The sequence below is a fragment of the Pseudomonas sp. 58 R 3 genome (assembly GCF_900006605.1).
Lineage (GTDB): Bacteria > Pseudomonadota > Gammaproteobacteria > Pseudomonadales > Pseudomonadaceae > Aquipseudomonas > Aquipseudomonas salomonii.
In genome coordinates, this window is sequence record NZ_CVTT01000084.1 from 118,603 (window position 1) to 131,586 (window position 12,984).

The following is a 12,984-nucleotide window of genomic DNA, read 5'->3' on the forward strand; positions in this document are numbered from 1 at the left end:
CAAATAAACAAGACGGCCTCAGGCGCGCGCCCTGCGCTGTTCGGCCTCGGCGCAAATCACGCGGCGCCGGGCATCGTCGGCGGAGCGCCATTCACGGATGTCTTCCACGTGCCGGTAGCAGCCGAGGCAGACTTTTTGCTCGTCCAGGCGACACAAACTGATACAAGGTGACGGCACTGCCGGGCTGACATTGCTGAACAGCGGCTTGGGCGGACGTACAGGTGCAGGCTGGGTCACGATCAGATCTCGTCGAAGTCCAGCTTTTCGCCGGCCTGTTCCCAAACCAGGCGTTCAAGCATTTCGCCCAACAACTCTTCACTTTTGTCACATTGCCACTTGCCGCTCTCTTCGTCGTATTCAAAGTGAATACCACCCGAACGCGCCGCCAGCCAAAGCTGACGCAGCGGCTCCTGACGGCTGAAGATCAGTTGGGTGCCGTTTTCAAACTTGACGGTCAGCACGCCAGCCGAGTTTTCCAGGTCCACATCCAGGCCGCTGTCGTCGAAAATATCTTCCAGCGCCTGCTGGGTCGAATCCACCAGGTCGTGAAAACGGGCTTCGGTCAAACTCATTGTGGGAACCTCGAAAAGTGTCTGGTCACGCTCAAGCGGCGCACGATACGGACGCGCCATGATGATTGCAAAGGATACCGATTTCATTACCCGCAGCCGCGTGAAATATCCTCATTTAGCGTAGGCCGAATCGCGGCATGCTCGGCAAACCCCCGCCGGACGGGTATTACGGCGCATAGGCAAGCTGGCGGGTGGTCGGTATACTCGGGCGCAATTAATGCATATTCAAGGATTTCGCCATGAAGCGCCTGATCTCTTCCCTTGCTGCGCTCGTCGCGGTCGCTTGCCTCGTTAGTGCCTGTGGTCAAAAAGGCCCGCTGTACCTGCCCGATGACAGCAAAGACCCGAACGACCAGGCACAGTCGTCGCAAAAAGCTGCAAAAGCGCATAAGCACGACACTTACTAAGGGAACATCATGGACGCTTTTAACTACCGGGACGGCGAGCTGTTCGCGGAAGGCGTGGCGCTGTCCGCGATTGCCGAGCAGTTCGGCACCCCGACCTATGTGTACTCGCGTGCGCACATCGAAGCCCAATACCGCTCGTTCACCGACCCACTGCAAGGCGTTCCACACAGGGTGTGCTACGCGGTCAAGGCCAACTCCAACCTGGGTGTACTGAATGTCCTGGCGCGTCTCGGCGCTGGTTTTGACATCGTTTCCCGTGGCGAGCTGGAACGTGTTCTGGCTGCCGGCGGCCAGGCCGACAAAATCGTCTTCTCCGGCGTCGGCAAGAGCCGCGAAGACATGCGTCGCGCCCTCGAAGTGGGCGTGCATTGCTTCAACGTCGAATCCACCGACGAGCTGGAGCGCCTGCAAGTGGTCGCCGCCGAGATGGGCGTTCGCGCGCCGATCTCCCTGCGCGTCAACCCGGACGTCGATGCCGGCACGCACCCGTATATCTCCACCGGTCTCAAAGAGAACAAGTTCGGCATCGCCATTGCCGACGCCGAGGACGTGTACATCCGTGCCGCACAGCTGCCGAACCTGGAAGTGCTGGGCGTCGACTGCCATATCGGCTCGCAACTGACCACCCTGCCGCCGTTCCTCGATGCGCTCGACCGCCTGTTGGCACTGACCGAACGCCTTGGCGAGTGCGGCATCTACCTGCAACACATCGACCTTGGCGGCGGCGTGGGTGTGCGTTATCGCGATGAAGAACCGCCGCTGATCGCCGATTACATCAAGGCTGTGCGCGAGCGCACCGAAGGCCGTGGCCTCACCCTGATGTTCGAGCCGGGCCGTTATATCGTTGCCAACGCCAGCGTGCTGCTGACCCAGGTCGAATACCTCAAGCACACCGAACACAAGGATTTCGCCATCGTTGATGCGGCGATGAACGACCTGATCCGCCCGGCGCTGTACCAGGCGTGGATGGACGTCACTGCCGTAACCCCGCGCGAGGGTGAAGGCCGTGCCTACGACATCGTCGGCCCGATCTGCGAGACCGGCGACTTCCTGGCCAAGGATCGTCAGCTTGCGCTGGAGGAAGGCGACCTGCTGGCCGTGCATTCGGCCGGTGCCTACGGGTTTGTCATGAGTTCCAACTACAACACCCGCGGCCGTGCCGCCGAGGTGCTGGTGGACGGTGATCAAGCGTTTGAAGTGCGTCGCCGCGAGACGGTAGCCGAGTTGTATGCTGGCGAAAGCCTGCTGCCGGAGTAAGCCATGCTGCTGCGTTTTACCAAGATGCACGGGCTGGGTAATGATTTCATGGTCCTTGACCTGGTCAGCCAGCACGCGCACATCCTGCCCAAGCACGCCAAACAGTGGGGCGACCGTCACACCGGCATCGGTTTCGACCAGTTGCTGATCGTTGAGGCGCCGAGCAACCCGGAGGTGGATTTCCGTTACCGGATCTTCAACTCCGACGGTTCCGAAGTGGAACAATGCGGCAACGGCGCGCGCTGCTTTGCGCGCTTTGTGCTGGACAAGCGCCTGACCGCCAAGCGCCAGATTCGCGTCGAAACCAAGAGCGGCGTGATCGAGCTGGATATTCGCAGCGACGGCCAGATCAGCGTCAACATGGGCGCGCCGCGCCTGGTGCCGGCGGATATTCCGTTTCAGGCCACTGAGCAGGCCGCCAGTTACGTGCTGGACGTAGAAGGCAAAGCCGTCGACATCGCAGCCGTCTCCATGGGCAACCCCCATGCCGTGCTGCGGGTCAACGACATCAATAACGCCCCGGTGCATGAGCTGGGGCCGAAGATCGAGCATCACCCGCGCTTTCCGGCACGGGTCAATGTGGGCTTTTTGCAGGTGATCGACCGTACCCGTGCGCAACTGCGTGTATGGGAACGCGGCGCCGGCGAAACCCAGGCGTGCGGCACCGGTGCTTGCGCCGCAGCCGTCGCCGCGATCAGCCAGGGGTGGATGGATTCGCCGCTGCTGATCGACCTGCCTGGTGGACGTCTGTCCATCGAGTGGGCAGGCCCTGGCCACCCGGTGATGATGACCGGGCCGGCCTCGCGTGTATACGAAGGACAGGTCCGTCTATGAGTGAGCCAAGCTAATGACCGATAAGCCTCAAGTACCCGCCCAAGCAACCCCAAGCGAAAGTCTGGAGGCCGCTGCTGTCGCGGCGTACCTTGAGGCTAATCCGGACTTCTTCGTCGAACACGAAGAACTGCTGCCCGCCCTGCGCATCCCCCACCAGCGTGGCGATACCGTGTCGCTGGTGGAGCGGCAGATGAAGATCCTGCGCGAGCGCAATATCGAGATGCGCCATCGGCTTTCACACCTGATGGATGTGGCCCGCGACAACGACCGCCTGTTCGACAAGACCCGCCGCCTGATCCTGACCCTGATGGACGCCAACAGCCTGGAAGAAACGGTCATCGCCGTGGAAGACAGCCTGCGCCAGGACTTCCAGGTGCCGTTTGTCAGCCTGATTTTGTTCAGCGACAACCCGATGCCGGTGGGCCGCTGGGTCAGCGGCAGCGACGCGCAAACCGCAATCGGCGGCCTGCTCTCGGAAGGCAAGACCATCAGCGGCACCTTGCGTGAACACGAGCTGGATTTCCTGTTTGGCGCCGAACAGCGCAAGCAAATCGGCTCCACCGCCGTAGTCGCCCTCAGCCATCAAGGCTTGCACGGCGTGCTGGCAATTGCCAGCCGTGACCCTGCGCACTACAAAAGCTCGGTGGGCACGCTGTTCTTGACCTACATCGCCGAAGTGCTGGGCCGCGTCTTGCCGCGCCACACCACTACCCTGCGCGCGGTGCGCTAGCCATGGAACGGCACCTGGACGCTTATTGCGCTCACCTGCGCAACGAGCGCCAGGTGTCGCCCCACACCCTGGAAGCCTATCGACGGGACTTGAACAAGGTCCTGGCGTACTGCGAAAAACAACAGATCAGCAGTTGGAAGGCGCTGGATATCCAGAGCCTGCGCAGCCTGATCGCGCGGTTGCACCAGGCGGGCCAATCTTCGCGCAGCCTGTCACGCCTGCTCTCGGCGGTACGCGGCCTCTATCATTACCTTAACCGCGAAGGCCTGTGCGACCACGACCCAGCCAACGGCCTGTCGCCGCCCAAGGGCGAACGGCGCCTGCCCAAAACCCTCGACACCGACCGTGCCCTGCAATTGCTGGACGGCGCTGTTGAGGACGACTTCCTGGCCCATCGTGACCAGGCGATTCTGGAGCTGTTCTACTCCTCGGGCCTGCGCCTGTCGGAGCTGACCGGCCTGAACCTGGATCAGTTGGACCTGGCGGACGGCCTGGTGCAAGTGCTCGGCAAGGGCAGCAAGACCCGCGTGTTGCCGGTGGGCAGGAAGGCCCGCGAAGCCTTGCAGCTGTGGTTGCCGCTGCGCCTGTTGACCAACCCGGCCGACGACGCGGTGTTTGTCAGCCAGCAAGGCCGACGCCTGGGGCCACGGGCGATTCAGGTGCGGGTCAAGGCGGCCGGCGAGCGCGAACTGGGGCAAAACCTGCACCCGCATATGCTGCGCCACTCCTTTGCCAGCCATATGCTGGAGTCGTCCCAGGACCTGCGCGCCGTGCAGGAGCTGCTCGGCCACTCCGATATCAAGACCACGCAGATCTATACCCACCTCGACTTCCAGCACCTGGCGACGGTGTACGACAGCGCCCATCCACGGGCCAAACGCATCAAGGGCGGCGACTCATGAGTATCAAGCTGATCACCTTCGACCTGGACGACACGCTCTGGGACAACGTACCCGTCATCATCAACGCCGAGGCGTCGATGCGCGAATGGCTGGCGGTTAACGCCTCCAAGGTTGGCGACTTGCCCCTGGAGCATTTCGCCAGCCTTCGCCAACAGGTGTTGGAGCGCCATCCAGAGCTTAAATATCGCATCAGCGTCCTGCGTCACAAGGTCCTGACGCACGCGTTTGAAGAGGCGGGTTACCCACAGCCTGAAGCTACGCAGATGGCGGACGTGTGCTACGAAGCGTTTATTCACGCCCGTCACCAGCTCACGCCGTTCCCGGAAGCGGAGCCCATGCTGCAGGCGCTGCGCCAGCACTTCCTGCTGGGCGTGATCACCAACGGCAATGCCGACGTGCAACGCGTAGGCCTGGCGGATTACTTCCACTTTGCCCTGCGCGCCGAGGATATCGGCATCGCCAAGCCGGATGCGCGACTGTTTCAGGAAGCCTTGCAACGCGGTGGCGTGGATGCAAGTCAAGCCGTGCATATTGGCGATCATCCTGGCGATGACATCGCCGGGGCGCAGCAGGCCGGGCTTCGCGCGGTGTGGTTCAATCCGACGGGCAAGGCGTGGGAAGCGGATAAGCTGCCGGATGCCGAGATTCGCAGCCTGACGGAATTGCCGGAGCTGCTGCGCAGCTGGCAGTCACGCTGAAGATCAAAATGTGGGAGCTGGCTTGCCTGCTCCCACTTTGGTATGTGGTGAATTTTAAGAATTTGTTTCTGGCATGAAAAAGCCCGCAGCGACGGCGGGCTTTTTCTCACAAGCAGCTGCTGACCTCAGATAGGTCGGCTGCCGTACTTGTTATCCGGCTTCTTCGGTGGGTCTGCCACCACGTTGGCCTCGACTTCCTGCACTTTGCCGCCTTTAGCGAGGAATTCTTCCATCGCACGGGCCAGCGCATCGCGCTCTTTGTTCTTGGCTTCAACGCTCGGCAGTTCGTCTACCGAGACAGCGGCCTTGGCTTTGCCTTTGGCCACCGGGGCGGGTGCATCATCGCCACCGTCGTCGTCAGCAACGTCTTCAGCTGCCGCTTCAAGGCCTTCTTCGGCCTCATCGTCGTCACCTACTTCAAGGTCGTCGTTTTCCAGATCATCGTCGCTCATGTTCTACCTCATGACTTGCGAAAAGCAGATTAGTTATAGCCCAGCTTCACCCTCTGTCGAGGTCGCCGGAAAAAAATCAATATCCACCGGGTTTCCAGTGGCTTATGCCCCATCACCGTGCAACGTGGCGAGGACTTTACGAGCACCGCCATGATCTCGGTGCTCGCCCAGATAAACACCTTGCCAAGTCCCTATCGCCAAGCGGCCGGCCTTGACCGGCAAACTCAACTGGCAGCCCAGCAGACTGGCCTTGAAGTGCGCCGGCAGATCATCCGGACCTTCGTCGTTATGTTCGAACCCAGCACGCCCTTGCGGCACCAGCGAGTTGAAAAAACGCTCGAAGTCACGGCGAACCGCCGGGTCGGCATTCTCGTTGATGGTCAACGAGGCCGAGGTGTGCTGCAGCCACAGATGCAACAGGCCTACTCGGCAAGCCTTTAACTCAGGCACGCCGGCAAGCAACTCATCCGTTACCAGGTGAAAGCCCCGGGGCTTGGCCCGCAGGGTAATCAGGGTCTGTTGCCACATACAGTTCTCCGCCCATCGGCGCGCATTCTAGCGCGGTCTGGGAAAAAACAAAGTGTCGAATACGCCTACATGCACGTAAGACTTTCGCACCCTTAAAAGTGCCGTGTGGATCCCATCACAAACTCGGCAAAAAACCCATCCGCCTTTAGCCACAGACAAACCCCAGACAAAAAAATGCCCGGCAAGCCGGGCATCTTTTTTTCGCGTACTTACAAGTTGTAGCCGCGTTCGTTGTGTTGCGCCAGGTCGAGGCCCACCGCCTCTTCTTCTTCGGTCACCCGCAGGCCCATCACCATGTCCAGCACTTTGAGAATGATGAAGGTCACGATGGCCGTGTAGATCACGGTGAAACCCACGCCTTTGCACTGGATCCAGACTTGCGCCGCGATGTCAGTGGTGGCCGCATTGAAGCCGCCCAGCGATGGCGCTGCGAACACGCCAGTGAGGATCGCGCCGAGGATACCGCCGATACCGTGCACGCCGAAGGCGTCCAGGGAGTCGTCGTAGCCCAGTTTGCGTTTCAGGGTAGTGGCGCAGAAGAAGCACACCACGCCTGCCGCCAGGCCGATGACCAGGGCGCCCATCGGGCCTACGGTGCCGGCAGCCGGGGTGATTGCAACCAGACCGGCCACGACGCCCGAGGCAATGCCCAGTGCGCTTGGCTTACCGTGGGTGACCCACTCGGCGAACATCCAGCCCAGTGCGGCGGCAGCGGTAGCAATTTGAGTCACCAGCATCGCCATGCCGGCAGTGCCGTTGGCAGCAGCAGCAGAGCCTGCGTTGAAGCCGAACCAGCCAACCCACAGCATGGCTGCACCGACCAGGGTATAACCCAGATTGTGAGGCGCCATTGGAGTGGTCGGGAAGCCTTTACGCTTGCCGAGTACCAGGCACGCCACCAGGCCGGCCACACCGGCGTTGATGTGCACCACGGTGCCGCCTGCAAAGTCCAGCACGCCCCAGTCGCCCAGCAACGAACCCGGACCGCCCCACACCATGTGGGCAATCGGCGCGTAGACCAGAGTGAACCAGACGCCCATGAAGATCAGCATCGCAGAGAACTTCATACGCTCGGCGAATGCACCGACGATCAGCGCAGGGGTAATGATGGCAAAGGTCATCTGGAAGGTGACGAACACCGCCTCAGGGAACAGCGCCGCAGGGCCGGTGATGCTCGCCGGTGTTACACCCGACAGGAACAGTTTGGACAGGCCGCCCACGAACGAGTTGAGGTTGACGACGCCTGCTTCCATACCGGTGGTGTCGAACGCCATGCTGTAGCCGTAAACGAACCACAGGATGGTGATCAGCCCGGTGATGGCGAAGCACTGCATCATCACGGAAAGAATGTTTTTGGAGCGCACCATGCCGCCGTAGAAAAGCGCCAGGCCCGGAATGGTCATGAACAGTACCAGCGCGGTGGATGTGAGCATCCATGCCGTGTCGCCGGAATTGAGGACTGGAGCAGGGGCTGGGTCCGCCGCCAATGCCAGGGCTGGCATTACGAGGGACAACAGGGCTCCTAGCCCTGCGAATTTACGCAGAGTCATATTGTTTTCTCCTGGGGCGTTGGGGGTTTGGCGGCTTAGATTGCGTCGGTATCGGTTTCGCCGGTACGGATGCGAATAGCCTGTTCCAGATTGACCACAAAGATCTTGCCGTCACCGATCTTGCCGGTGTTGGCCGCCTTGGTTATCGCCTCGATAACCCGGTCAAGATCCTTGTCGTCAATGGCGACATCAATCTTCACCTTTGGCAGGAAATCGACCACGTATTCCGCGCCGCGATACAGCTCGGTGTGACCCTTCTGCCGACCGAAGCCTTTGACCTCAGTAACGGTAATGCCCTGCACGCCGATCTCGGACAGTGACTCGCGAACATCGTCCAACTTGAACGGCTTGATGATGGCAGTGACTAGCTTCATGAAAACTCTCTCCCGAATTGGTGGACTTGCCCCAGGAAAACAAACCCGTCTCAAGTCTAAGCGCAGTGCCTGGCTTTGTAACGCGTCGTCGCCTCGGCATTTGCCGTCGCGACGCCAGCGAACCACTGGTGACGAAACCTGTACCCCTGATCCGTCGGCGCACTGCATTCGTCACAGCGACTGCATCAGTGCATGGGTCATGATCGTCTAAGCAGAAACCTTGCCAGCTCCGTAAAAATCACTGAAATCAGTCCTTTGCCCACTTATGCCCACCCGCAGGGCGTTTGCGCGGCACCAATGCGCACAAAAACAGTGCGCCACCGCCCGGCCCTCTGCGCGAAAAGCGTGCGCCCGCGGCCGTAAAAAAGACTATAGACGCTGCGTGATACACTGCCGGCCAACAGTTTTCCGGAATATTTCCCATGCTCGCGCCCAAAGACCTCCTCGACGCCCTGAGCGGCCACGCCTCTCGCCTGTTCAGCGGCGAAACCCCGCTGCCCCGCAACGAAATCGAAAGCCAGTTCAAGGCCCTGCTGCAAAGCGGCTTCAGCAAGCTCGACCTGGTGAGCCGGGAAGAATTTGACAGCCAGATGGTCGTACTGGCCCGCACCCGTGCGCGGCTGGAGAGTCTGGAAGCGAAGGTAGCGGAGCTGGAAGCGCGGTTGGCACCCGCTGCCGAATAACGGTCACAACTCGGTCAAAATGTGGGAGCGGGCTTGCTCGCGAATGCAATCTGTCAGACACCTGGATGTTGGCTGACCCACCGCATTCGCGAGCAAGCCCGCTCCCACAGCTGTTTTGCATCGCTCTTTGGATACGTTCAGTAAAACCTCCCGCCCTCGAAAGCATCTCACCTCGTCTACCCTTGAAAAACCCGCAGGAAGCGGCCTCCCACTCAAGGAACGAGCATGTCCCTCGCCATCGTCCACAGCCGTGCCCAAATTGGCGTAGAAGCCCCCGCCGTTACCGTCGAAGTGCATATGGCCAATGGTCTTCCCTCGCTGACCTTGGTGGGCCTGCCGGAAACCGCCGTGAAGGAAAGCAAGGACCGCGTGCGCAGCGCCATCCTCAACTGCGCCCTGCAATACCCGGCCCGTCGTATCACCCTCAACCTCGCGCCCGCCGACCTGCCCAAGGATGGCGGGCGTTTTGATTTGGCGATTGCCTTGGGCATCCTGGCCGCCAGCGTGCAGGTGCCGGCATTGATGCTCGATGACGTGGAATGCCTGGGGGAATTGGCACTGTCGGGTGAGGTGCGGGCGGTCAAGGGTGTGCTGCCGGCCGCACTGGCCGCACGCAAGGCCGGGCGCACCGTGATAGTGCCGCGGGCGAATGCCGAGGAGGCGTGCCTGGCGTCGGGGTTGAAGGTGATTGCGGTGGACCACTTGCTGCAAGTGGTGGCGCACCTGAATGGGGTTGTGCCGATTGAGCCGTATAAATCCGACGGTTTGCTGTACTTGAACAAGCCCTACCCGGATTTGAGTGAGGTGCAAGGCCAATTGGCCGCCAAGCGTGCACTGCTGATCGCGGCGGCCGGCGCGCACAACCTGCTGTTAAGCGGGCCACCCGGTACCGGCAAGACCTTGCTCGCCAGCCGCCTGCCTGGCTTGCTGCCGCCCTTGAGTGAGCAGGAAGCCCTGGAAGTGGCGGCCATTCAGTCAGTGGTCAGCCTGGCGCCATTGAGCCATTGGCCGCACCGCCCGTTCCGTCAGCCGCATCATTCGGCGTCGGGGCCGGCGCTGGTAGGCGGCGGGTCAAAACCGCAGCCGGGGGAAATCACCCTGGCCCATCATGGCGTGCTGTTTCTGGATGAGCTGCCGGAGTTTGATCGCAAGGTGCTGGAAGTGCTGCGCGAGCCGCTCGAATCCGGGCACATCGTGATCTCCCGCGCCCGTGACCGGGTGAGTTTCCCGGCACGGTTTCAATTGGTGGCCGCCATGAACCCCTGCCCTTGCGGCTACCTGGGCGAACCCAGCGGGCGCTGTCGGTGTACGCCGGAGCAAATCCAGCGCTACCGCAACAAGCTGTCGGGGCCATTGCTGGATCGGATCGACTTGCACCTCACTGTTGCCCGGGAAGCCACCGCGCTGAACCCGCTCCCACAGGATGGCGACAATACCGCAACAGCCTCGACGGAAGTCGCCGAGGCCCGTGAGCGCCAGCAAAAACGCCAAGGCTGCGCCAATGCCTTCCTGGACCTGCCAGGCCTGCGCAAGCACTGCCAACTGGCAAAGGCCGATGAAAGCTGGCTGGAAAGCGCCTGCGAACGACTGACCTTGTCCCTGCGCGCAGCCCACCGTTTGCTCAAGGTGGCGCGCACCCTGGCGGACCTTGAGCGGGTGGAAAATATCGCCCGGCATCATTTGCAGGAAGCCTTGCAGTACCGGCCCGCCGCAATGGGTTAAGCCTATGCGGGGAAACACAGCACACGCGGTCCTGACCTGTCTGTGGACCTTCGTCACCAGCATGGACGAGGCACCGGGGATGGTCGACCAACTGGCGCGCCTCAAGGATATCGGCAAGCGCGTGGACCCAGGCCTAGGCGAGCATTAAGCCTTAACGAAAACGGTCGACCTCCTGCCGCAAGCCTGCCGCCAGGGTTTCCAGTTCCTTGGCGGTAATGGCCAGGTTGGACACCACTTCGCGCTGTTCGCTGTTGGCCAATGCAATGCTCTGCAAGTTGCTGCTCAGCACGTTGGCCGTGCTGCTCTGCTCCTGGGTCGCAGTGGTAATGGCGGCAAACTGCTGGCCTGCCGAACGGCTTTGCTCGTCGATGCGCGCCAGGGCCGAGGCCACGTCGGCGTTGCGCGACAGGCCTTCCTGCATCAACGCGTTGCCGTGTTCCATGGTGCTGATGGCGTTGCCGGTTTCCTGCTGGATGCTTTGGATCATCACCGAGATTTCGTCGGTGGCCTGGCGCGTGCGCGAGGCCAGGTTGCGCACTTCGTCGGCAACCACCGCAAAGCCCCGGCCTTGTTCACCGGCCCGCGCCGCCTCGATGGCGGCGTTGAGCGCCAGCAGGTTGGTTTGCTCGGCAATCGAGGTGATCACGCCGACAATCCCGCCAATTTCCTGGGAGCGCTGGCCCAAGGTGTTGATCACCGTGGCCGTGCTGTTGAGGGCGGTGGCGATATGCTCCAGCGACGACGACGCCTCTTGCATCGAGGTGCGGCCAATACGCGTCTGCTGGGCGTTTTCCTGGGCCAGTCGCTCGGTATTGCCCATGTTGTCGGCGATGTTCAGCGAGGTGGCGCTGAACTCTTCCACTGCGCCGGCCATGCTGGTGATTTCGCCGGACTGCTGCTCCATGCCCTCATAGGCCCCACCCGACAGGCCGGACAACGCCTGAGCCCGGCTGTTGACCTCTTCGGCCGCTTTACGGATGTGCGAGACCATGGTCGACAGCGCCTCACCCATCTGGTTGAAGCTGCTCGCCAACTGGCCGATTTCGTCATGGCTGGACACATTCAAGCGCGCGCTCAAATCGCCGGCGCCCAAGGCTTCGGCCTGGCGTACCAAGTCGCTCAAAGGCTGCAATTTGCTGCGCAGCAACCACACCGCCGCGCCTACTGCCAGCAACATCGCCAGCACGCTGCCGATCACCAGGCGAATACCGACTGCCCACGTGACTGCACGTATTTCGGACTTCGGCATACTCGCCACCACCGACCACGGCCCGCCATCGAACGGCACCGCAACGCTGTAGAAGTCTTCGTCCTTGTCGCTCCAGAAGCGGCCTTTGCCTGGGCTCTTGGCCAGATCGAGCATCACCGGGACCGCCTGATCCAGCGCCTGCACACCCGCCGGCGGCACCAGCCAGTGCTTCTGCTCGTCCAACAAGGCGAGCGAGCCGGTGTGGCCGATACGGAAGCGTTTGAGGTTGTCGAACTGGGCCTTTTGCTCGTCGGTGTAATCAAAGCCGATAAACAACACGGCGATCACCTTGCCGGCGGCATCGCGCACGGGGCTGTACTGGGTCATGTAGGCACGCTCAAACAACACCGCCCGCCCAATGTAATTCTGCCCGGCCAAAAGGCGCTGGTAGGCCGGATGCTGGTGATCCAGCACAGTCCCGATAGCGCGATTGCCGTCTTGTTTGGTCAGTGAGGTGCTGATGCGGATGAAGTCTTCGCCACTGCGCACAAACACCGTGGCCACCCCGCCGGACATCTGCTTGAACTCGTCCACCTCTGCGAAGTTGTTGTTCAACACCTCATCGCCCAGGAGCAGGCTTGGGGTCTGCACACCGGCCACCGCAACCTGTTGGTCCGGGCGCACGCTCAAGCCGGCGCCAAAGCGCTTTTCAAACAGCCCGCTCAATCGCTGAGTGCTCTCGCGCAAGGTGCTGTGGAAGGTGTTGAGTTGGTCGGCCAGCAAGCGGGCCTCGCTGGCCAGGTGTTCCTCGCGGGTGTCGAGGTTGGCCGAGTCGAGGGAACGCAGGGCAAATACCGTACTGCCGCTGATGACGACCGCCAAAATGACGGCCAGGGCAAGGCCTAACTGGGAGGCGATCCGAGCGCGAGGTTGAGACATGACAGCTCCTGGCCGGGGCCAGGATCATCCTGATCTCTTAGCGCAGCTCGGCAAATTATCGGGTGGGAAACGCTGGAAACGGGGGTTCCAACACACCTTCTTCGGCAAGCGCGGGCAATACTTGAGCGATACACAGGGGTATCGCGC

At 61.6% G+C, this 12,984-nt stretch carries 16 protein-coding genes; 9 read left to right on the forward strand and 7 right to left on the reverse strand.

Features of this window, described 5'->3' with window-relative positions:
* Window positions 1-18: 18 nt before the first annotated feature.
* Window positions 19-237, reverse strand: coding sequence for a DUF1289 domain-containing protein (locus BFP92_RS27225; RefSeq protein WP_056860802.1), 219 nt, complete (start codon window positions 235-237; stop codon window positions 19-21).
* Between the two features lie 2 nt (window positions 238-239).
* The gene (gene cyaY, locus BFP92_RS27230; protein ID WP_065931935.1) at window positions 240-572 is read right to left on the reverse strand and encodes an iron donor protein CyaY; all 333 of its coding nucleotides are present in this window, start codon (window positions 570-572) and stop codon (window positions 240-242) included.
* Window positions 573-811: 239 nt separating this feature from the next.
* Here cyaY and BFP92_RS30830 point away from each other — a divergent pair, with 239 nt between their 5' ends.
* The 6 genes from BFP92_RS30830 to BFP92_RS27255 are packed head-to-tail and all read left to right on the forward strand — an operon-like array spanning window position 812 to window position 5,400.
* Window positions 812-979, forward strand: coding sequence for an LPS translocon maturation chaperone LptM (locus tag BFP92_RS30830; RefSeq protein ID WP_017134995.1), 168 nt, complete (start codon window positions 812-814; stop codon window positions 977-979).
* A gap of 9 nt (window positions 980-988) precedes the next feature.
* Entirely contained in the window at window positions 989-2,236 is a 1,248-nt protein-coding gene (gene lysA, locus BFP92_RS27235; protein ID WP_065931881.1) for a diaminopimelate decarboxylase, read from the forward strand.
* Window positions 2,237-2,239: 3 nt separating this feature from the next.
* A complete protein-coding gene (gene dapF / locus BFP92_RS27240; protein WP_056860804.1) occupies window positions 2,240-3,070 on the forward strand; it encodes a diaminopimelate epimerase in 831 nt (276 codons plus the stop codon).
* Window positions 3,071-3,083: 13 nt separating this feature from the next.
* Window positions 3,084-3,800, forward strand: coding sequence for a DUF484 family protein (locus BFP92_RS27245; RefSeq protein ID WP_056860805.1), 717 nt, complete (start codon window positions 3,084-3,086; stop codon window positions 3,798-3,800).
* A gap of 2 nt (window positions 3,801-3,802) precedes the next feature.
* A complete protein-coding gene (xerC, locus tag BFP92_RS27250; RefSeq protein ID WP_065931882.1) occupies window positions 3,803-4,702 on the forward strand; it encodes a tyrosine recombinase XerC in 900 nt (299 codons plus the stop codon).
* Entirely contained in the window at window positions 4,699-5,400 is a 702-nt protein-coding gene (locus tag BFP92_RS27255; protein WP_065931883.1) for an HAD family hydrolase, read from the forward strand. The genes xerC and BFP92_RS27255 overlap by 4 nt, the downstream gene beginning before the upstream one ends.
* A gap of 125 nt (window positions 5,401-5,525) precedes the next feature.
* On the opposite strand, the gene sutA is transcribed toward BFP92_RS27255, so the two are convergent.
* The 4 genes from sutA to glnK form a co-directional block, all read right to left on the reverse strand.
* Entirely contained in the window at window positions 5,526-5,852 is a 327-nt protein-coding gene (gene sutA, locus BFP92_RS27260; RefSeq protein WP_056860807.1) for a transcriptional regulator SutA, read from the reverse strand.
* Window positions 5,853-5,954: 102 nt separating this feature from the next.
* Window positions 5,955-6,380 carry a secondary thiamine-phosphate synthase enzyme YjbQ gene (locus tag BFP92_RS27265; RefSeq protein WP_017135898.1) on the reverse strand — a complete coding sequence of 142 codons (426 nt, stop codon included), beginning with the start codon at window positions 6,378-6,380 and terminating at the stop codon, window positions 5,955-5,957.
* 209 nt (window positions 6,381-6,589) lie between these two features.
* On the reverse strand, window positions 6,590-7,930 hold the full coding sequence (locus BFP92_RS27270; RefSeq protein ID WP_056860809.1) for an ammonium transporter: 1,341 nt from the start codon (window positions 7,928-7,930) through the stop codon (window positions 6,590-6,592).
* 35 nt (window positions 7,931-7,965) lie between these two features.
* Entirely contained in the window at window positions 7,966-8,304 is a 339-nt protein-coding gene (gene glnK / locus BFP92_RS27275; RefSeq protein ID WP_002555808.1) for a P-II family nitrogen regulator, read from the reverse strand.
* 422 nt (window positions 8,305-8,726) lie between these two features.
* On the opposite strand from glnK, the gene BFP92_RS27280 reads away from it, so the two are divergent.
* From BFP92_RS27280 to BFP92_RS31870, 3 genes are all read left to right on the forward strand, one after another.
* Complete coding sequence (locus BFP92_RS27280) at window positions 8,727-8,987, forward strand: accessory factor UbiK family protein (protein WP_065931884.1); 261 nt, start codon at window positions 8,727-8,729, stop codon at window positions 8,985-8,987.
* Window positions 8,988-9,212: 225 nt separating this feature from the next.
* On the forward strand, window positions 9,213-10,709 hold the full coding sequence (locus BFP92_RS27285; protein ID WP_065931885.1) for a YifB family Mg chelatase-like AAA ATPase: 1,497 nt from the start codon (window positions 9,213-9,215) through the stop codon (window positions 10,707-10,709).
* Window positions 10,710-10,713: 4 nt separating this feature from the next.
* Window positions 10,714-10,857 carry a hypothetical protein gene (locus BFP92_RS31870; RefSeq protein WP_163005477.1) on the forward strand — a complete coding sequence of 48 codons (144 nt, stop codon included), beginning with the start codon at window positions 10,714-10,716 and terminating at the stop codon, window positions 10,855-10,857.
* A 3-nt stretch (window positions 10,858-10,860) separates the two neighbouring features.
* Here the strand turns inward: BFP92_RS31870 and BFP92_RS27290 are convergent, their stop codons facing one another.
* Window positions 10,861-12,837: a methyl-accepting chemotaxis protein gene (locus BFP92_RS27290; RefSeq protein WP_065931886.1), complete on the reverse strand. Its 1,977-nt coding sequence runs from the start codon at window positions 12,835-12,837 to the stop codon at window positions 10,861-10,863.
* Window positions 12,838-12,984 lie beyond the last annotated feature (147 nt).